Below are 19231 nucleotides of genomic sequence, written 5' to 3'. Positions count from 1 at the left end.
TAAATTCCGTTAGCTGTCTAACGTTAATAGAGTATAGCGGCTGAAAGTGTGAAAGCATGAATAGATAAGTCACTCTTTTTATGACGGTTGAAATTGGAATTCATGGCGCTGTGAGTGTAATCTCGGCAAATAGTCAATTGAGTTAGCTAATTGCTTTTATAGGAGTTTATACCGCTAACATGACGAATTTGATTTATTGCACAGCTTTTAGTCGCTATGGAGCATACGCTGAGGGAACGATCAGTTAGTGCAAACAGCACCGATTAATACAATGAGTGACCTATATGAAATGGAATTTTCCGCGCTGGTGCTTAAATCCTTGGCTACATACAAGCCTGTTATTTATTTTGCCTATCCTGCTGGCGAGCGCACTGCAACCTTGGTTAACGTCTTACAGCATGGAGAAAAGATTTACCCAAGATCTCGATAATATTGCCACCGATTTTGCGAGTGGTTTAGATGGTTTTGAGCAGCGCAGTGTTGAGCAGGCGTTTGTCGAGTTATCTTTTAGTTGTGATTCAGAGGATATTGCCCTACTGAATAGCCCCTCACTGAGCCCCGCAATCGTACGCTTTATTCAACTCGAACTCGCCGATGGTCGGCAATGCTCCAATATTGGCCCGCCTGTGCATTATCAGTTTGACCGATTTCGCAGCCTATTTATCGATTCGCAATTGGTGGATATTGCCACCACAGTCGTCGCCAATGATAGAGCCCGCAGCATCGCTTATATTTTTCATCTTGGTGAGCAGAGGTTAGTGGTGCTCACTAATAGCTCTGTCTATAACGAAACCCTATCTACTCTGTGCCATGGTTGTTACCAATTAATGATTGGTTACCAAGGTCTTTCCTCCCTCGAGCGAGGCGTTGAAGATTTACTGCAAACCCAAACCTTTATCGAAGATTCGCGTTATATCAGCGTATTAGATGTGACTTTGACCTTGAGAGCGGGGGATGAGCTTTATTGGCGGGAGGCTTCTCGGGTTGGGATTGTATTGTTTATCTCTGCGCTTATTGTGGCCTTTTTAGCGGTGATTTTTTATTGGAATTGGCAATCGGCTCGGGTGTCTATGGGAATTCTGATCCAAAAGGGCATTAGTCGTAAAGAGTTTATTCCTTACTATCAACCTATTATCGATTGTCGCAGCGGCGAGGTGGTCGGTCAGGAAATGTTAGTCCGTTGGCGAAGGTTCGATGGCGTGCTCGTTCAGCCGAATCAGTTTATTCCCTATGCCGAAGATTCGGGATTAATCCTGCCGATCACCGATCTGATTTTGGAGCAGGTATATCAGGACTTGCCTCAGCTTAAGGGCTGGGTCAGCGTTAATATTGTCGCCCAACATTTAGAATCGGGTTTACTCAGTCAATGGTTTTCGTCTCACCCCGATCCTAGAGCTAAGCGTATTTCCTTCGAGTTGACCGAGCGCAAACCCATCACTCAATTCGAATTAGCCTTGGCCGAAATGAAGGCGGTCACCCCCCTGTGCCATGACTTTAAACTGGACGACTTTGGCACAGGCTTTGGTGGTTTTAGTTATTTGCAGCGCCTTGGGATTAACAGCATCAAAATCGATAAGATGTTTACTGACACCATAGGCACGCAGGACTTAAAGGGCGCTGTACTCGATGCCATTATCGCCTTTGGCCGTGAGTCACAGATGGATATGGTGGCCGAAGGCGTCGAAACCCAAGCGCAGGTGGAGTATTTGGCCGCCAAAGGGGTATATCAACATCAAGGGTATTTTTATGCGAAACCTTTGGCCTTTGAGGATTTGCTGACGTTTTACCAAAACTTATCCAATAAAAAGTAAGATGGACGCATAAAAAAGAGGCTCCCATGAGCCTCTTTTTAGTGAATGATGAACCGATTTATCAATGGGTCATTTTATTCTTAATCAGTACACAGCGCTGCTCGGCTTGGCGAGTCTCTAACAGGGTGCGGCGGGCAAGATTCGATAATCCAGTTTGGCTATCCAGCACTTTATCCAAGGCGGCAATACTTGTGTAGTTACAGTCGGTTGGGATCAAGTTACGGCTGTAGCTACGCATAAATACTGGGCCTTTTTTATCCATATCCCCTAAGTTGGCGAGGCGCTCTTCGGCGGTGGCTGCGTTTAAGAGTTTTTGCTCCGCAGGATAGAGGTTTTCCATAATGATGCGCTGTTTAGCAAACGGCAGGGCGTCGGCGTGGACTTTACTCAACCAGCGACGTTTTGCGGCCGCTTCTGGGCGGATAACTTGGGCTGCCAATGCGGCTTTTTCTCCCGAATCTGAGTTATCGCGAGCGGCTTCCTGGGTAATACGTTGCTGCGCATTCGGGAAGTCGTAGCGATTCAGCTGAGTAATGATAGCCCAGCGTAGATCTTGGTCTAAAGTTAAGCCCTTGATTTTGGTAGTGCCATCCAGCAATTGCGCTAAGTGACGCAGACTGTCGCGATCGCCAGCCAACTGGATATAGGCATTGAACCAGCGGCGCTGGAAGTCATTGTCGCCTCGACTCTCCATGGTCTTACGAAGGCTCATTTGCGCTAAGCCTTTGACCGCATTTTCAGCATAGTTTTGCTGAATCGGCGCGATTTGCGCGAGGTATTCTTTACTGCGTAGCAAGCTCGAAATAATCTGGCCGACCACAGTGTAGTCATTCTCCGCAGGGGCGTTGACGAATACTGTGCTTAAGTATTGATCTAGGCTCAGGTTGCCTTCACGCACACTGTCCCACAGGCTTTGCCACAGCATAGAACGCAGCAGCGGATCTGTAACACGGCTTAACTGTTGCTTCGCGGTGTCGAAGGATTTGTCATCGAGTTGTACTTTCACAAAGCCCCAGTCATCGTAGTTGGGGTAAACCAAATCTGGACAACGCTCACCGACTAATTGCTTCACCTCGGTGCGCTCACCCTTGTAGGTGACGGCGACCGTAGTCTCATGTCTTAAATCGAAACGTCCCTTAGTGAACAGGGCGATTTGGACTTTTTGCTCCCTGAGTGTCGGCAACTCGCTGCTTGCAGGATACTGCAACAGGCTAAAATCGCTGATGCGATTACCGTCACAGCGGTATTCGGCCTTAATAGTGTTAACTCCAGCGCTGTAGAGCCAGTCTTTCGTCCAGGCGCTTAAGTCACGGCCCGCCGATTTAGCTAGGCTATTGATAAAGTCATCTAGCTCGGCATTTTGATAGCTGTATTGCTTTAAGTAGTTACTCACACCGCGCTGGAACACCAGATCGCCGAGTAAATGGCGCAACTGCTTGAGGGTCGAGGCGCCTTTTTGATAGGTGATGGCATCGATATTATCGAAGGCGTTTTGTGTGGTCGCCACGGGTACTTCGATAGGATGCGTGGTCACTAGGCTGTCTTGCTCATAGGCGCGTTGCTTGCCTTGGGCGTAAAAACTGCGCCAGGCATTGGTGAACTCGGTGGTCTCTTGGGTCGCGAGCGTACCCATAAAGGAAGCAAAACTCTCGTTTAGCCACAAACCATTCCACCACTTCATGGTGACCAGATCGCCAAACCACTGGTGAGCCATTTCATGCATGATAACGCCGGCTAAGCTTTGTTTTTGCTCTGCGGTCATAGCCGCTTTGTGGAGGAAACGATCTTCGGCGAAAGTGATGGCGCCAGCGTTTTCCATTGCGCCGTAGAGGAAATCAGGCACTAAAAGTTGGTCGTACTTTTTAAAGGGATAAGGAATACCGAAATAGGCATCAAAGAAGGTTAAGCCTTGTTTGGTATAGGTAAACCAATCTTCAGGCGTGACTTGGTTAGCCACCGATTGGCGCGCGAACAGACGCATCGGATAGCGGCCAGTGTTGTCCTGCCACATATGGTACGGACCAGCATGCATCGAGAAGTTATAAGGGCTTAACTTAGGCGTTTCAGGAAACTCCCAACGATTCATGGCCCCAGCTGGTGTGACTGAGGACTCGCGCATGGTGCTGATCACTTGCCAGTCCTTCGGCGCGGTTACGCTGATTTTATAGTTGGCTTTCAAGTCGGGTTGGTCGAACACCGCAAACATTTGTTGCGCAGCGGCAGGCTCAAAATGCGAATACAGGTAGACCTTGCCATCGACTGGGTCTTGGAAACGGTGTAAGCCTTCACCGTTGGTGCTGTGGGGGCGAGTAAATTGCACTTCAATGGTGTTGTCACCCGAGGACAGCAAACGAGTATTCAGGCTGATATAGGCGCCGTTGTAGTTGGGGTAAACCGCTGTGCCGTTGATCAAAAAGCGCTTAATTTGTGCCTTGTTCAAATCGAGGCTCAGTTGCTTGGGCACTTCGCTGAGATTGAAGTTGACCTTAGTCGTTGCGCTAAACTCAGTGTCGCCAGTCAGTTGAAAATCCAGCTCATAATGCACATTCGAAATCACCTGTGAACGTAAGCTCGCCTGATATTGGCTGATATAGGGGCTTGCATCCCTTGGGCCCGTATTTAACGGACTTTGGACGGCGCACGACATGAGTGCCGAGCAGGTGATGGCAACTAGGCTGGCTTTGAACAAATTCACGACTTCAATCCTTCAACGATTTACTTTATTTATGGCTTGGATGCGGCGCAGGCTGGTCAGTTTAGGCTCTGTGGCCTAGCAAACTTATCCCCATTTGAAAGCAGCACCCATGCTGGGTATTTTGGCCGAGTACACTACCTTATTTAGCAGGGATAACCAATGTTAAAAATGTAAAAAAAAGCCAGCGAAAATGCTGGCTTTTTTTGAGTATTTCGGCTTTAGCCCATGGGGCTTAGCGGGATTACATGCCTAAGAAAGACTTAGACTTAGTCTTACGGATTTCTTTTTCGTCAGACCATTCGATCAGGCCTGTTTCTAAGTCCATCAGACGCATAGTCATCTTGTAGTAAACGTCTTTGGTGCTGCCATCTTGCTTAACGATGCTAGACAGGTTGCCATACAGCATGTATTGGGCGCCGATTTGACGGCCAAACTTGATGGCGGTTGATGGGTCAACCATACCGGTATTGTTTTGGTAATCCAGTTGCTTACGAACTGAATCTACTTTTGTCATGTCGATAAAACGGAACTTACCTGAGCGCAGTAACTTGTTGCTGATAGAGTCGGTTACTGACTCTGTATCGATATGCTCAGAGGTTTTGTTTTTGATGCTATCGACAAACAAAATTGGGCGGTTGTTCGCCGTCATGGCCACGATAGGTGGGAAAGTCATCATGCTATCGACCATCTTAGCGGCGATGGCTTGCAGATCCGTTGAGCCAAAGTTTTCGTTAACGGTTTCCACTTCTGTGGCATCGCCATACTCGACTTTCGATTGACATGCAGCCAGACCCATTACGGCAGCCAGCACAAAAATCAGTTTAAATTGTTTCATAGTCAGTTCCATTTTGTGATTGTAAAAACTTAATGACACTCGTTTTATTCAAACATTCACCGCTAGGTTAAATGATTATTGAATAAATTCGGGTGTAATTACCAGTATCAATTGCCCAGACCAAGGTGGTCTTGCCTGCGGCAACTTCAATTTTGGCCGGTGGTGCCTTGTCCAACTGCAGCGTGTATTCCCCGGGATTGAGGTAACGTCTGCCAATTTGCGCCTGTTTTGGCAGGGTCAACCAACTGCGGCGATCCGCCTGTTCGCTGACCACGTTAAAAATCTGCATGGCGATACTGCCAATATCGGCGGCATTGTTGCCGGGCTTACCGCTTTTTTCGACCTGATAGGCCATTTCCGATTTGGCATACACCCGCGCGACTTGTCGTACCAAGGTGCCGGGTAAATCTTCCTTGAGTGCGTTAATCGCTAAGGCATCGATATTGGCGATGGGCTCGGTTTTCAGCACTGTACCTAAGCCTTGTACTTGAGTCTCGGCGACAACACTATTGTTCGGCCCATAGGTGGCCAGAGACACTGTTTGCCAGTTGCCATGGATAGTGAAGGGCACTGTGAGCGCTTGTTTTTCAGGTACAAAGCCCTTTTCAACCATTAGGATGACTTGGCCTTCGCCCGCCTTGGGAAGCTTGGCATCGCCCCAGCGCTTTTTAAACTCATCGTACTGTGGCATGCCAAGTTGCTTGGCAAGACGCACTAAATCCTGTTGCAGATAAGTGTTATCCGGGCTGATTTGCGCCGCTTTACGATAGTCGATAAAGGCATCGTTTGGCTCGCCTAATACCTCGTGAAGCAACCCTGTAGTGTAGTAGCTGTAGGCGTTGAGGAAGGAGCTTGTTACCGTGCCTGCGGCCTGGCCGAGCTTATTCATTTCGGCATCTATAGTGCCATTGGCCATGGCCTGCACGGATTTTTGTGACTTCTGATAACGCTCCTGCTCAGAGCCTTGCAGCTCGTTACTGCGGCGAACTTCCACTAAGGCGCCTTGATAATCACCGCTGAACAGGTAATTCAGGGCTTGATATTGGTGCAGCATAATGCGCTCGTAGCCTGGGCCACGGTAGGGGATGGCATTATCGTTTAATACTAAGCTTGTGGCGGTTGCGCCTATGTCGCTGGCGCTAATCTTGGCTTTATCATCGAAGGCTATATAGGCCTCGACCGCTTGCTGGTAGTACTTACGGCTGCTGGCAAAGTCTCCGGCAACCTGCGCTACACGTCCCGCTTCTTGGGCGTAGAGTAGGCCATCGTTACCTTGGATATTGCTGGCTAATTTCTCGATATCCGCCATGGGCGTTGCGGTATTGAGTTCTTGTTTTATCGGTGCAATTTGCGCCGGATAATTGATAAAAATACTGTTATAGGCACAGCCGCTCGAGCCTAAGATCGCGGCGAGCATCAGCGTGCTGAGTGTGGGTTTGATTAAAGAGTGAATGAAGGTGCTATTCATGCCTGATGATTACCTGCTTGCGACATTACTGTTTGCTCCGGCATTTGTGAACGCTCTAGCAAAGTGATCCCTTGTAGATGATCAAACTCGTGTTGGAAAATACGAGCAATAAAACCTGTTAACTCAGTCTGTTGCCATTGGCCTGCAAGATCTTGATAGCGCACTACAATCGTCTGGTGGCGCCAAATGCTAAACCTTTGTCCGGGAACCGATAAGCAGCCTTCTTCACCGCTAACTAATTCCGCAGAGGCTGACAAGATCTGTGGATTAACCACCACGACAGGGTCCATAAGCGGCGCATCGGGATAACGCTCGTTCGGCCGAGATGCCATGATAAACAGTGCTAGTGGACTGTGCACTTGCGGTGCGGCAATACCAACGCCCTTGGCGGCCACCATGCTCAGCGCCATCTGCTCAGCTAATTGACTCAAGGCAGTGTCGAAGTCGCGTACTTCAATGGCGTGCTCTTTTAAAATGGCTTCACCCACCAAAGCGATTGGCAGTGGCTGACTGGGCGCTTGTAACATCTCATCTTTAAACATCGCATTCCCTGGATATTTAGTGGCCATAGTGTCGTTAACGGATTTTGTTACCCATTATCCGTTATCACATTAATAATGGGGCGGTGGCGTTTCTTCGGCTTGGGTCGCAATATTGCTAGGCTCCATCGCCTTTAACTTACCAATCAATAACTGAATTTGATGTTGCTGATTGGCGATGAGCTGGTTCAGCTTAATGACCTCTTGGTTTAACTCTTCGACCGTGAGCTCTTGAAAAGCCAATTTCATTTGCAGCTCTTCAATCTGTTCTTGTACGCCTTGCATGACTAACCTCTACTCCTGCCAAGTCTCAACTAGGCCTTGGCTACTGATACTAACCACTTTATTGGTATCTCGAATTGCCACAGAGTATACAACGGCTCCTCGGTTTTGGCTGTTTTTAGTCAGCGCAATTTGCCACTTAGCAATAGGTTTACCCGTTTGGCGTTGCCAGAGTATGACTTCGCGCGCGGGCGTGCCTGTGAGCAACTGAGTGTCTTGCTTGGCGAAACGTACAGCCGAGAAGGTCATTTGCCGACGTTTAATCTCTAATTGATTTAATAGCTTACCATTAGTGTTGTCCCAAATGTTCGCCTCATTGGTACTGCCATTGGTAAAGCTTAAAGTGCCGCTGTCGTTGAGTGCGACCTTAGTTACTCGGCTACCTATATCCCAAGTGTGGATAGGCTGCCCAGTTTGCGCCTGCCACAGGATAGCCTGCATATCGTTGGAGCCTGAGAGGGCAATACGGCCATCGGCGGAAAGCGCAACCGTATTCACTCTTTCCTTATGCCCTAAGAATTTTATCAATGCGGTTTTGGCCGCATTGAGCGACATCACGCTGCCATCGTTCAAACCGATCAGTAAGGCGCCATTGTTAGCTACCGCTACACTCTCACCCGAGGCGGGCAGCGACCACCATCCGCGGGATTTGCCGTCGGCTATTGTCCATAGGGCAACTGAATCGCGGCTTAACGAGGCGGCGAACTCGCCGTTAGGGGAAATGGCGGTGGCCGTAACGCCGGTATTCAGGTCGCCATGTACCCATTGGTACTTGAGGCTATGGGTGGTTAAGTCCCAACATTGCACCCCTTGGCTTTGGGTGGCGACAATGGCGATATTACCGTCGCTAGAGAGGCTCGCGCTGTATGAAGGTTCCTGTGAAAGCACTCGAATATCATCGGCTTTGGGCTGACAGGCCGCTAAAAAAAGTGTGCAAAATACCAGCAGTAGGGTTTTCTTCATGAACTTGCTCCTAAAGTTGGTGTCTCTAGTCCAGTAGAGTGAGATTAATCACAGTTAACACATAACAGAATCTAGTTGGTATAACCCAGGTAACTAGTATACAGTTGTCGCGCTTAGGTTATTGTAACCGCTTGAGGATGCTGAGGAAGCTTTAATGAAATCGATTTATAAATTATCGTTAGTTGCATTGGCTGTTATTGGCCTATCTGCTTGTAATCAAGAAGAAAAAGCAACAAATGCAAGCACAAATGTTGAATTAACGACTGAAGCACAAAAAGAAGCCTACAGTGTTGGCGCTTCAATCGGTCGTTATATGTCTGGCCATATCAAAGAGCAAGAAGAATTAGGCCTGCCAGTTGACCGTGCGCTGATCGTGACTGGTTTTACTAACGGTCTGAATGATCAACTGAAATTAACCGAAGAAGAAATGCAAACCATTCTTCAAGGTTTAGACAAAAAGTTAAACGACAAACGCACAGAACAAGCTAAAGCCATTGCTGCGAAAAACATCGAGGACGGTAAAAAGTTCCTCGAGGAAAACAAAGCTAAGCCTGGCGTAGTGACCACTGAATCGGGTCTGCAATACGAAGTGTTAACACCAGGTTCTGGTGACAAGCCAGCGGCTGAAGACACTGTAGAAGTGGATTACGTAGGTACTCTGCTTGACGGCACTGAGTTTGATAGCTCATACAAACGTGGTCAAACGGCTAAGTTCCCATTAAACCGCGTTATTCCAGGCTGGACCGAAGGCGTACAGTTAATGCCTGTGGGCGCTAAGTACAAGTTTGTGATCCCTGCAAACTTAGCTTACGGCGACCGTGATACTGGTACTATTCCACCAAACTCAACCCTGATTTTTGAAGTTGAACTGAAATCAATTGAGAAAGCACAAGCGGCTCCTGCTGCTGAGCCTGCTAAAAAGTAATTTACAGTGTAACGGCTTAACTCGGGTTAAGTTTTGCACTCATAGAATACCGCCCACCTAGGGCGGTATTTTTTTGCAGTCGAAATGACTAAGCAATGCTGTAAGCGATACACATAAAACCATGGGGCAACTCGTTTAACCGTTTTACAGCATCTCGCAAACGACCAAGGGCTAGGCTTTTTAAATCGAATTAGCGTTTAAAAGATGGATAAAGGCGTATTCTTTTGACGACGAATAATATTTCAAAATAATGATCAAATAATTAAGTTTTAAATAAATTGCCATAATTGAAATTATCGAAAACGCCTATTTTATTCGGTATGGCATTCTTAAAAATATCATCAAAATATCACATTTATTTTTTGATTGTTATTTGCTCGTTTTCACTCTGATATATCACTGTGATGTCTTTATCTTACTTATTGTTTTCTTACCGCTTAATACTTTTGTGTTATATCACTGTTCTGTATACAAGACAGTTTGAGTTGTAAAATTTCATTTTCATCAATATCTTATGAGCGCATAGTGGGATCTTCCCCTCTTTTTTTAGCTTTTCAACTCTGGAATAATCCGCCCGCACGTTAATAAAAATTAGCGGCGATATTATAATAATGGGGTTGATAATATGGATAATGTTAATAAGTTAACGGCTATTTCTTTAGCTGTGGCCGCAGCTTTGCCAATGATGGCAAGCGCTGATGTGATGATCACTGAATATGTTGAAGGTAGCTCGAACAACAAAGCTATCGAATTGTATAACAGCGGTGATACGGCAATTGATCTGGCGGGTTATAAACTCGTTCGTTATAAAGATGGCGCCACTGATGCTTTAGATATGCAAGCATTAGATGGACAAAGTATTGCGCCAAAATCCACGAAAGTAATTTTAAACTCAAGCGCAGTCATTACCCTGCCTCAAGGTGTCGATAGTTTTTCGGGTACTTTAAGTTTTAACGGTGGTGATGCGGTTGCCTTAGTTAAAGATGGTGCCGTAGTCGATATTATCGGAGATGTGCCCACGCCAACAGGATGGGGCCTAGATGTCACCCTGCAGCGTAAACTCGATTCATTAGTCGCCAACACTGTTTTTAATCCTGCCCAGTGGGAACAATTACCTAAGGACACCTTCACCGGTTTAGGTTCGCTAGAAGCTGCGACTGAGCCTGAAACCCCTGTCTTTAGCTGTAGCGGTGCGAAAATCGTCCCTATTTATCAAGTCCAAGGTGCGGGTGAATCCAGCCCTTATGTACCTGAAGGCGCATTCGAGTCTGAAACCGAAGTGACGGTTCGCGGCGTAGTGACCGCCCGTGGCGAAAGCTTATTTAAAGGCTTCTACCTCCAAGAAGTGAAAGGCGATAACTCGCCATACACCTCCGACGGTGTGTTCGTGTTTTTAGGTGAGAATCCACCAGAAGCGATTCAACCAGGCGTTGAAGTCTGCGTTCAGGGTAAGGTGAAGGAATACTTCGGCCTAACCCAAATCGATATTAAAGCCGATAAGAAATTCGAAGTCGGTGCTAAGGGCGAAGTCCCTGCTGCTGCGCCATTCTACGTAGCCGACGGCGAAACCTTAGCGCAGGCATTAGAGCGCTACGAAGGCATGAACGTGAAGCTGGATGCGGGTAGCGATCTGAAGATCAGCCGTACCTTCAGTTACGATTATGCGGGCCGTCGTAATAACATGCTGGTGTCTTACAAGGCGCCGTTGATGAAGCCGACTCAGCTCTATCCAGCATTGTCACCAGAAGCGACGGCGTTAGTTAAATCTAACCTTGAAAATCAGCTGTTTATCGAATCTGACTACAAGCCAGCCGACGGTGTTATCCCTTACTTCCCTGACTTTAACGTCGAAACCGGTTATATCCGTGTGGGCGACCAACTGACCAACCTCGAAGGGGTGATAGGTTACAGCTATGGCGCCTACCGTTTAGTGGCAACCAATACTATTACCGCTGGCGACTTTATCCGCGGTGACGATAGAACCGACGCGCCAAGTGTGGCCACTAAGGGCGATATCCGTGTTGCTAGCTTTAACGTGCTGAACTTCTTTAACGATGTTGTTGGCGGAGATACTAACCCATCGGGCAGTAACCGCGGCGCATTAACCGAAGAAGAAATGCTGCTGCAACGTGCGAAAATCGTCAGCGCGATTACCGCCATGAACGCCGATATCGTCGGTTTAATGGAAATCGCTAACAACGGTTTTGGTGAAAAGAGCGCGATTAAGAACTTAGTCGATGCCTTAAACGAGAAGCAAACTGCTGAAAACGCTTATAGTTTCGTTGAAATCACCGATGAAGATAAATACGACGGTAAGTACTTCGGTAGCGATGCCATTACTGTGGGTATGCTCTACCGCGCAGGCAAAGTGAGCTTAGCGGGTGCGGCTCGTGCGATTGATACCCCTGAGCAACACGCAACTGCAGGCAGTGTGACTCGCACTAAAGACGGTAAAACTGAGACCAACCCAGGTAACGATGCTTATCAACGTCACAGCTTAGCGCAAACCTTTAAGATCCATGATGAAAACCTAACAGTTGTTGTTAACCATCTGAAATCAAAAGGTTCAGGTTGTTTAGAAGATTGGGTTAACTTCGAAGAGTCAGTCGATCCAGCCGATCAACAGGGCAAGTGTAACGCCTTCCGTGTATCGGCGGCTAAAGTGCTCGGCGAAGCCTTAAAAGACGTTAAGGGCGATCTGCTGGTGATTGGTGATATGAATGCCTACGGTATGGAAGATCCAATCCGCGTACTGACCGATTACGATGCGAGCAAGTCTGAGCGCGATATCATGACGGCCTCATGGACTACCTTAGATGGCAAAGTGTTTGAGCGCCAAGGTAGCAAGATTGAGAAGGGCTATGGCCTAATTAACCTCAATACCAAGGCCCATGGCGCTGGTACTTACTCATACAGCTATAACGGTGAGTTAGGTAACCTAGACCATGCCTTAGCAAACACTAGTCTTGCCAAGCGTTTAGTGGATATCGAAGATTGGCATATCAACTCGGTTGAATCTAACCTGTTTGAATACGGCAAAAAATTCTCTGGCGAACTGGCCAAATCTGAGAATGCTTTCTCAGCCTCTGACCATGACCCTGTGATTGTGGCATTGAGCTACCCAGCGCCGGTTGAGCCACCAAAACCTGAGCCAAAGCCAAAGGATGATGGTGGTGCATTAGGATACTTAGGTTTAGCCTTACTATCCCTATTCGGCCTGCAACGCCGTCGCCGTTAATCGAGAGTTTGCACGTTCACGGCTAAGTTTGTGAGCTAAACTCAGAGCTAAGGGATGGTTTTACCATCCCTTTTTTATGGCTCGAATCGGGTGAAATGCCGAGAAGGTTTGTCAAACGGAGAAGAGAAGATGGCAGTGACAGGCTCCTACCATTCAATCGAAGTGGCGAAAGCGCCACTGTGGTTTTACTTTGTCGCACTCATCAGTTTGTTATGGAACATCATGGGTTTATTGGCATTTGTTATTCAAATGACCATGACGCCTGAGGCTATGGCGCAGATGAGCCCAGATCAAATAAAGCTCTATGAATCGACACCCGCTTGGCTCGACTTTGTGTTTGGTTTTGCGGTGGTTTCTGGCGTTATCGGTTGTCTGTTGTTACTCGTTAAAAAAGCTTTCTCTTATAAAGTGTTGCTCGCGTCTCTGGTCGCCGTATTGGTGCAGATGGGCTATGTCTTTGGGATTCAGCAGGCGGCAGCGGTATTAGGCAGCGATGCGCTTATGATGCCGAGTGTGGTGATCCTGTGGGGGCTGTTTTTAGTCTGGTTTAGTCGTTTGGCTGTCACAAAGCATTGGTTAACTTAGGCGTAGTGACTCCTTGCCATCTCATGCTGATTAAGCCAATGCTTATGTGTTGAACTTCAGTCACTTCTTAGTAAACTGCTAGCTGGTTTTCTTTACTAGGATGTTGAAATGAGTATTTGGTTTAGACCTGTCACCTTAGAGGATTGTGCCCGTTTAGATGCTGGTATGGGGGGCAAAGGCACCCTGATGCAGACTCTCGGGATTGAGATCAGCGAGATTGGCGATGACTATATGAAGGCGACTATGCCTGCCACGCCCGCCGTACATAATCCCTTAGGCATAGTTCATGGCGGCGCGAACGTGGCGCTGGCCGAAACGGTTGCCAGCTACGCCGCAAACTTTGCGGTGGATTTCGAGCAATATTATTGTGTTGGACAAGAGATTAACGCCAACCATTTACGCGCTTCGCGTAATGGCGTACTGACAGCGACGGCTAAACCAGTTCATTTGGGAAAACGCAGTTCGGTGTGGGAAATCTTAATCCATAATAGTGCAGGGGAGTTGACCTGTATTTCACGGATGACGGCGGCGGTAGTAAAACGCTAAGAGGGCTCAACCAACCTGTTTTAGTTGTATCAATCGATAAATAAGGACGTGATATGGATAGTGCAATGATGTGGGAATGGGTTGGTTATTTAGCGTCTGTGGTGGTGGCCATCTCTTTGATGATGTCTAACATCAAAAAGCTACGCTGGTGGAACTTGCTGGGGTCAGCATTATTCGTTGCCTATGGGGTAGCGATACAAGCTTACCCGGTGGCGGCGGTTAACTTTTTTATCGTGATAATCGATGCCTATTATTTGGTCGTCATCTATCGCGAACAGGCGGCCTCTGTCAATGAGTAATATGTAGCACTTTGAATCAATTGAAGTATTTTTTAAGTTTGTCTTAAGCTCGAGTTCTCATTTTTGCCAAGTCGGTTTGCGTTACGGCTAGCATACTCTTTATTCTGTCACTGGCTATTTCATCGCATACGGGGAGTGAACTTTACTCCCTGAATGATCTAAGCACTCTTCGTTAATCTGAAATGTAGATTGTTTGAATCTATATTAATCGTTTTATTGAATTTTTATCTTTGTCTATTCTAACTCCATCGACAAAACGTCGCCCCGCCAAGGAGATAAGCCATGGCCACAATTTACGATTTAATTGAATCTTGGGTTAACACCAATCAAGAATGAGGAGCAAGGTATGAGTCAACAGTATTTAACAAGCCAAAGCGGTTCTCCAATTGCTGACGATCAAAACTCATTGTCAGCGGGCGAGCGTGGTCCATTACTACTGCAAGATTGGCATTTAATTGAAAAGCTTGCCCACTTTAACCGTGAGCGTATTCCTGAGCGTGTTGTGCATGCCAAAGGCACTGGCGTATACGGTACTTTCACCCTGACCAAAGACTTAAGTGAATACACCATTGCCGATCACTTTAACGGTGTTGGTAAGCAAACTGAAACCTTCGTACGCTTCTCTACCGTGGGCGGTGAAATGGGTTCTGCCGATGCCGAGCGCGACCCCCGTGGTTTTGGTCTGCGCTTTTATACCGCTCGTGGTAATCACGACATAGTGGGTAATAACACGCCGACCTTCTTCCTGCGTGATGGGATTAAGTTTCCAGACTTTATCCATACCCAAAAGCGTAACCCATTGACTAATTTGAAAGATCCACAAGCTATGTGGGACTTCTGGTCATTAAACCCTGAAGCCATGCACCAAGTGACGATTCTGATGTCTGACCGTGGTATTCCGGCAAACTACCGCCAAATGCATGGTTATGGTTCGCATACTTTCTCGTTCTGGAATGCTAAAGGTGAGCGTTTCTGGGTGAAGTTCCACTTCAAATCGCAGCAAGGCGTGGTGAACTTAACCAATGAGCAAGCCGATAAGTTAAAGGGTATCGACCCTGACTCATCCCAGCGCGATATGGTGGTAGCAGTGACTGACGGTAACTTCCCTCGTTGGACTGTGAACGTACAGATTATGCCTGAGAGCGACGCCAACACTTACCATATCAACCCATTCGATTTAACTAAGGTGTGGCCACATGGCGATTACCCGTTAATTGAGATTGGTGTGTTAGAGCTGAATCGTTTACCGCAAAACTACTTTGCCGAAGTCGAGCAAGTGGCATTAGCACCGAGCAACTTAGTACCAGGTGTAGGCGCATCGCCCGATAAGATGTTACAGGCACGTTTATTCGCCTATGCCGATGCGCAGCGTTACCGTATTGGGGCGAACTACAACCAGTTACCAGTAAACTGCCCACATGCGACTAAAGCGAATCATCACCAACGTGCGGGGGCCATGGCGGGAACGCAATGCCCATACCATGGTAGCCAAACTGGTGGTGATGCCGCGGCTAACTATGGTCCAAACAGCACTGCGGGGGCTTTAGTTGAACCGGCTAACTTTGCCGAGCCACCATTGCGTTTAGATGGCGAAGCGGCGCGTTACAGCCGTTACAATCAGGATGATTACACGCAAGCGGGTAACCTGTATCGTATCTTCAGCGAAGCAGAGAAAGTGCGCTTAGTGGAAACGATTTCTGGCTCACTGCGTCAGGCGAGTTTGGATGTACAGCAACGTATGCTGGCACACTTCCACAAGGCCGATGCGGATTACGGTCAACGGATCCAAACTGCACTCGGGTTATAAGCTTAATCAACCCATAAAAAAGGCCAGTGTTATCACTGGCCTTTTTGTTTACTTAATTTTAATCAATTAGTTAAAGCACTAGCGTTGCGACACCTAATAGGGCGAATAAAATCGCACAACCTCTATGGATCCACTTCATCGGTAGTTTTTCGGCACTAAAATGCCCTGCAATCACCACTGGGACGTTCGCCAGCAACATACCCAAAGTGGTACCTGCAACCACCATGGCTAAGGCATCGTATTTAGCGGCTAATACGACAGTCGCGATCTGGGTTTTGTCGCCCATCTCGGCAATAAAGAACAGAATAAAGGTCGCGATAAAAGGCCCCATCTTATAGAAACGGCTTTCTTCGGCGTCCACTTTATCGGGGATTAACACCCATAGCGCAATCGCAAAGAAGGAAGCGGCAACCAAGTAGCGTGCTACATCTGGGCTTACCCAGTTAATCGCCCATTGGCCAAGCCAAGCGGCGGCAAAATGGTTAAATAGGGTTGAGAGTAAAATACCCAAAATAATCGCGGTTTTATTTTTAAATCTTGCAGCGAGCAATAGGGCAAGCAGTTGAGTTTTATCGCCAATCTCGGCGATGGCAACCGTAAAGGTTGAGGCGAGTAACGCTTCCAAGTGTGATCCTTTTAGGGGTGGTTTTTGACATAAGCACAATAGACCGTCCACCCCTAGGTGCGGTTACTGTGCTCAGGTCTTGCAGGACAAATCGATGATTTGCTGTGAACACCATGGCATGCGGCCAAGTATGTTGATGTTCACCCTGAATATCGATGGCTCGAAATCCAGTTAGCTACTCCCCCGAAGCGAGGAGGGCATTATACCCAAGTGAAACATGGTTTCAAGATTAAACTCATCAAGTCAGAGGGCAAATAATCTGACAGACGCCAATAAAATACCGCTCGACGTTTTGTAATACATTGAATTGTAACATTTTAATTTTTGACAGCGTTGTCTTTTGTTGTTAGGTTAGCCCTGTCTCAATTTAAGTTACATATTGTTAACTTGAATGGAGAACCACCGTATTTGGCAAACTAATTGAAAAATTAGGACGCAAAGCCTCCGGTCTAAGGTTGTAAAGGGATGTTGTAACTAAGATAGCGGGGTTGCCTCTGAATTGATTTAATGCTTTCAATTCTTTGAAAAATAAACGGCTTTGCTTAATGCTGTTTTGCCTAAATACCACTTTTATACCTATGCCAATCTCATCGAGAAAGGCACCCTACGGAGTACATTAAAGTGGAACATCAAACTGCTTTTTCACCAATCACAAACGCTAAACTCAAACGTCCGCAACTGGCTCGCTTAAGCCTAATTGCCTTAGCTTTAAGCGCCACGAGTGCCCTCGTCAGCCAAACGGCGTCGGCCCACGGTTATGTCGTATCACCTGAGTCACGCTCGTACGCCTGTAAAACCGGCAGCAATTTAAACTGCGGCGCCGTTCAGTGGGAACCGCAAAGTGTTGAAGGTCCATCAGGTTTTCCTGAGTCAGGCCCTGCCGACGGTAAAATTGCCAGCGCCGCCAACGGGGCGTTTTCTCCCTTGGATGAACAGAGCCCAAGTCGTTGGTCTAAGCGTGATATCAAGTCGGGTTGGAATGACTTTTCTTGGCAGTTCACCGCTAACCATGTGACCCGCAATTGGCGTTACTATTTAACTCGCCAAGGGTGGGATCAAAATCAAGCGTTGAGCCGTGCAAGTTTTGACTTAGCGCCCTTCTGTGTGGTCGATGGTGGCATGGTGCAGCCGCCTAAGTTAGTGACACATAACTGTTATGTGCCTGAAGGCAGAACCGGTTATCACGTGATTTTGGCCGTGTGGGAAGTGGGGGACACCACTAACAGCTTCTACAATGCCATCGATGTGAACTTTAGCTCTGGCTCCGTGGTGCCGGGCGAGTGGACCAATATTGGTGATATTAATCCGTCACTCGATCTTAAGGCGGGTGATAAGGTGATGACGCGGGTGTTTGACGCCAACGGTGAGCAAACAGCCAAGCAAACCCAGATAACCATTGCCGATGCCACCCAAGGAGCCAAGCAAAATTGGCCATTCCTGTTAGCCAGCGCGATTAATGCCCAGCAGCCACAACTTAAGGCGGGGCAGAAGAATGCCTCTGGGGTGATCTCGCCCGTTTATGGTAAAAATGAGATTTATGCCGCGCCAAATTCGGGTCTAGAGCGAGTGGAAGTGAGCTTTGATATTGCGCCTGCGCCGGGCAATCAGCTTGATGTCACGTCACTCGCCGATGATTACACCATTGTCGATGGTGCCGCTCAGGTCAGTTTCGATGTTAGCACCAATGCGGATATGCAGGTCTCGGCTTACCTGTTTAGCCACGATGGCACTGCAGCAGGGTATGTCACGCAAGCGGTCAATAATACTAGCGCGAGTCTAGCGCTGGATGTTGTTGCGCCAAAGGCGGGCCATTATCACTTACAGGTGAAGGGCGAGCCTAAGCAAGGTGAAGTTATCCAGCAAAACTTCGATCTGTTCTTAAAGGATCAAGCCACAGCCCCGGATGCCGACTTTGTTTTCCCCGAGGGCATTAAAAACTATGTGGCGGGTACTAAAGTGCTGCAACCTAAAACAGGCAAGGTCTATCAATGTAAACCTTGGCCTTACAGTGGTTATTGCATGCAATGGTCGCCAACGGCAACTGGGTTTGAACCGGGTGTCGGCGGCTCTTGGGCTATGGCCTGGACTGAGCTGTAACCCGTTAGCAGGGGAATGAGGGGATTGTGAGCCGCGTTACTCGGCGTTAGCGCAATCCCGTATCCCCGTGAGCGAATCGCAAAGCCAATAGATAACCCCTGCAATGCCACAGGTGTTGCAGGGTTTATTGTTTTGATAACAGATCCGCCTCGATTTTTTATCTTTTACTCACATTTCCTCTTCGGATAGCTAAAGCGGCGTCATCTTTGTCTATAACTGGCTTGCCCGCTGGGATAGGCTCTGTTAATGTCCCTAGCTATCTTCTATTACGCGCGATGTCGCTGCTTTGCTAAGGCAATCACGGTTGAAATTAATGTCACTTTTCTGCAAACGATTTAGTTAGCCTCAATGGCGACTGGGTTGAAATATTCAAAAGCTATTGGGGCCAATTGATCTGCTCTTTGAGATCGGATTGGATGCTTTAAGTTTAGTGACGCTTTTCGTTTGAGATTGCTGTTGGCTTAATCACAGAGTGCGCAAGGCTTTATCCTTCAAATCTACTCAAAAAACCTTTAA

Annotated in this window: 15 protein-coding genes and 1 riboswitch; of the genes, 8 read left to right on the top strand and 7 right to left on the bottom strand. The window is 47.5% G+C overall.

Going from position 1 to position 19231, the window contains the following annotated elements; translation table 11 throughout:
• Positions 1–284 precede the first annotated feature (284 nt).
• Positions 285–1811 carry an EAL domain-containing protein gene (locus B5P39_RS07115; RefSeq protein ID WP_088210960.1) on the top strand — a complete coding sequence of 509 codons (1527 nt, stop codon included), beginning with the start codon at positions 285–287 and terminating at the stop codon, positions 1809–1811.
• A 61-nt stretch (positions 1812–1872) separates the two neighbouring features.
• Here the strand turns inward: B5P39_RS07115 and pepN are convergent, their stop codons facing one another.
• The 6 genes from pepN to B5P39_RS07085 form a co-directional block, all read right to left on the bottom strand.
• The gene (gene pepN, locus B5P39_RS07110; protein WP_088210959.1) at positions 1873–4506 is read right to left on the bottom strand and encodes an aminopeptidase N; all 2634 of its coding nucleotides are present in this window, start codon (positions 4504–4506) and stop codon (positions 1873–1875) included.
• Positions 4507–4747: 241 nt separating this feature from the next.
• Positions 4748–5341: a penicillin-binding protein activator LpoB gene (lpoB, locus tag B5P39_RS07105; RefSeq protein WP_007645693.1), complete on the bottom strand. Its 594-nt coding sequence runs from the start codon at positions 5339–5341 to the stop codon at positions 4748–4750.
• 67 nt (positions 5342–5408) lie between these two features.
• The gene (locus B5P39_RS07100; RefSeq protein WP_088210958.1) at positions 5409–6809 is read right to left on the bottom strand and encodes a COG3014 family protein; all 1401 of its coding nucleotides are present in this window, start codon (positions 6807–6809) and stop codon (positions 5409–5411) included.
• Positions 6806–7351, bottom strand: a complete 546-nt coding sequence (def, locus tag B5P39_RS07095) for a peptide deformylase (protein ID WP_088210957.1) — start codon at positions 7349–7351, stop codon at positions 6806–6808. Before def ends, B5P39_RS07100 begins: the two co-directional genes overlap by 4 nt.
• A gap of 69 nt (positions 7352–7420) precedes the next feature.
• Positions 7421–7633 carry a SlyX family protein gene (locus B5P39_RS07090; RefSeq protein ID WP_011716034.1) on the bottom strand — a complete coding sequence of 71 codons (213 nt, stop codon included), beginning with the start codon at positions 7631–7633 and terminating at the stop codon, positions 7421–7423.
• Between the two features lie 9 nt (positions 7634–7642).
• Positions 7643–8593: a WD40 repeat domain-containing protein gene (locus B5P39_RS07085; RefSeq protein ID WP_088210956.1), complete on the bottom strand. Its 951-nt coding sequence runs from the start codon at positions 8591–8593 to the stop codon at positions 7643–7645.
• 154 nt (positions 8594–8747) lie between these two features.
• On the opposite strand from B5P39_RS07085, the gene fkpA reads away from it, so the two are divergent.
• The 6 genes from fkpA to katB all read left to right on the top strand — a co-directional run bounded on the left by fkpA (position 8748) and on the right by katB (position 15993).
• Positions 8748–9518, top strand: coding sequence for an FKBP-type peptidyl-prolyl cis-trans isomerase (fkpA, locus tag B5P39_RS07080; RefSeq protein WP_011716036.1), 771 nt, complete (start codon positions 8748–8750; stop codon positions 9516–9518).
• Positions 9519–10143: 625 nt separating this feature from the next.
• Complete coding sequence (gene exeM / locus B5P39_RS07075) at positions 10144–12756, top strand: extracellular exonuclease ExeM (RefSeq protein ID WP_088210955.1); 2613 nt, start codon at positions 10144–10146, stop codon at positions 12754–12756.
• A 129-nt stretch (positions 12757–12885) separates the two neighbouring features.
• Positions 12886–13341 (top strand): hypothetical protein, encoded by a 456-nt coding sequence (locus B5P39_RS07070; RefSeq protein ID WP_011716038.1) that lies wholly within the window; start codon positions 12886–12888, stop codon positions 13339–13341.
• 108 nt (positions 13342–13449) lie between these two features.
• Positions 13450–13887, top strand: coding sequence for a PaaI family thioesterase (locus B5P39_RS07065; RefSeq protein ID WP_011716039.1), 438 nt, complete (start codon positions 13450–13452; stop codon positions 13885–13887).
• A gap of 53 nt (positions 13888–13940) precedes the next feature.
• A complete protein-coding gene (locus B5P39_RS07060) occupies positions 13941–14186 on the top strand; it encodes a YgjV family protein (protein ID WP_011716040.1) in 246 nt (81 codons plus the stop codon).
• A gap of 346 nt (positions 14187–14532) precedes the next feature.
• Entirely contained in the window at positions 14533–15993 is a 1461-nt protein-coding gene (gene katB, locus B5P39_RS07055) for a catalase KatB (RefSeq protein ID WP_088210954.1), read from the top strand.
• A 70-nt stretch (positions 15994–16063) separates the two neighbouring features.
• Here katB and B5P39_RS07050 read toward each other — a convergent pair whose 3' ends face one another.
• Positions 16064–16618, bottom strand: a complete 555-nt coding sequence (locus tag B5P39_RS07050; RefSeq protein ID WP_088210953.1) for a TMEM165/GDT1 family protein — start codon at positions 16616–16618, stop codon at positions 16064–16066.
• 400 nt (positions 16619–17018) lie between these two features.
• A riboswitch (cyclic di-GMP riboswitch) is annotated at positions 17019–17114 on the top strand.
• A 182-nt stretch (positions 17115–17296) separates the two neighbouring features.
• Between B5P39_RS07050 and gbpA the strand changes: the two genes are divergently transcribed.
• On the top strand, positions 17297–18715 hold the full coding sequence (gene gbpA / locus B5P39_RS07045; RefSeq protein ID WP_441347610.1) for an N-acetylglucosamine-binding protein GbpA: 1419 nt from the start codon (positions 17297–17299) through the stop codon (positions 18713–18715).
• The last annotated feature ends 516 nt before the right edge of the window (positions 18716–19231 follow it).

The organism is Shewanella sp. Shew256 (assembly GCF_002196695.1).
Classification (GTDB): domain Bacteria; phylum Pseudomonadota; class Gammaproteobacteria; order Enterobacterales; family Shewanellaceae; genus Shewanella; species Shewanella mangrovisoli.
The sequence above is the reverse complement of the archived record's forward strand: the minus strand, read 5'-3'. Positions and strand labels throughout refer to the sequence as shown.

Bases quoted from the DNA above. Each gene is read 5' to 3' on its own strand.
- B5P39_RS07115 (WP_088210960.1), top strand. From the start codon at position 285: ATGAAATGGAATTTTCCGCGCTGGTGCTTAAATCCTTGGCTACATACA.
- lpoB (WP_007645693.1), bottom strand. From the start codon at position 5,341: ATGAAACAATTTAAACTGATTTTTGTGCTGGCTGCCGTAATGGGTCTG.
- B5P39_RS07100 (WP_088210958.1), bottom strand. From the start codon at position 6,809: ATGAATAGCACCTTCATTCACTCTTTAATCAAACCCACACTCAGCACG.
- def (WP_088210957.1), bottom strand. From the start codon at position 7,351: ATGTTTAAAGATGAGATGTTACAAGCGCCCAGTCAGCCACTGCCAATC.
- B5P39_RS07090 (WP_011716034.1), bottom strand. From the start codon at position 7,633: ATGCAAGGCGTACAAGAACAGATTGAAGAGCTGCAAATGAAATTGGCT.
- B5P39_RS07085 (WP_088210956.1), bottom strand. From the start codon at position 8,593: ATGAAGAAAACCCTACTGCTGGTATTTTGCACACTTTTTTTAGCGGCC.
- fkpA (WP_011716036.1), top strand. From the start codon at position 8,748: ATGAAATCGATTTATAAATTATCGTTAGTTGCATTGGCTGTTATTGGC.
- exeM (WP_088210955.1), top strand. From the start codon at position 10,144: ATGGATAATGTTAATAAGTTAACGGCTATTTCTTTAGCTGTGGCCGCA.
- B5P39_RS07070 (WP_011716038.1), top strand. From the start codon at position 12,886: ATGGCAGTGACAGGCTCCTACCATTCAATCGAAGTGGCGAAAGCGCCA.
- B5P39_RS07065 (WP_011716039.1), top strand. From the start codon at position 13,450: ATGAGTATTTGGTTTAGACCTGTCACCTTAGAGGATTGTGCCCGTTTA.
- B5P39_RS07060 (WP_011716040.1), top strand. From the start codon at position 13,941: ATGGATAGTGCAATGATGTGGGAATGGGTTGGTTATTTAGCGTCTGTG.
- katB (WP_088210954.1), top strand. From the start codon at position 14,533: ATGAGTCAACAGTATTTAACAAGCCAAAGCGGTTCTCCAATTGCTGAC.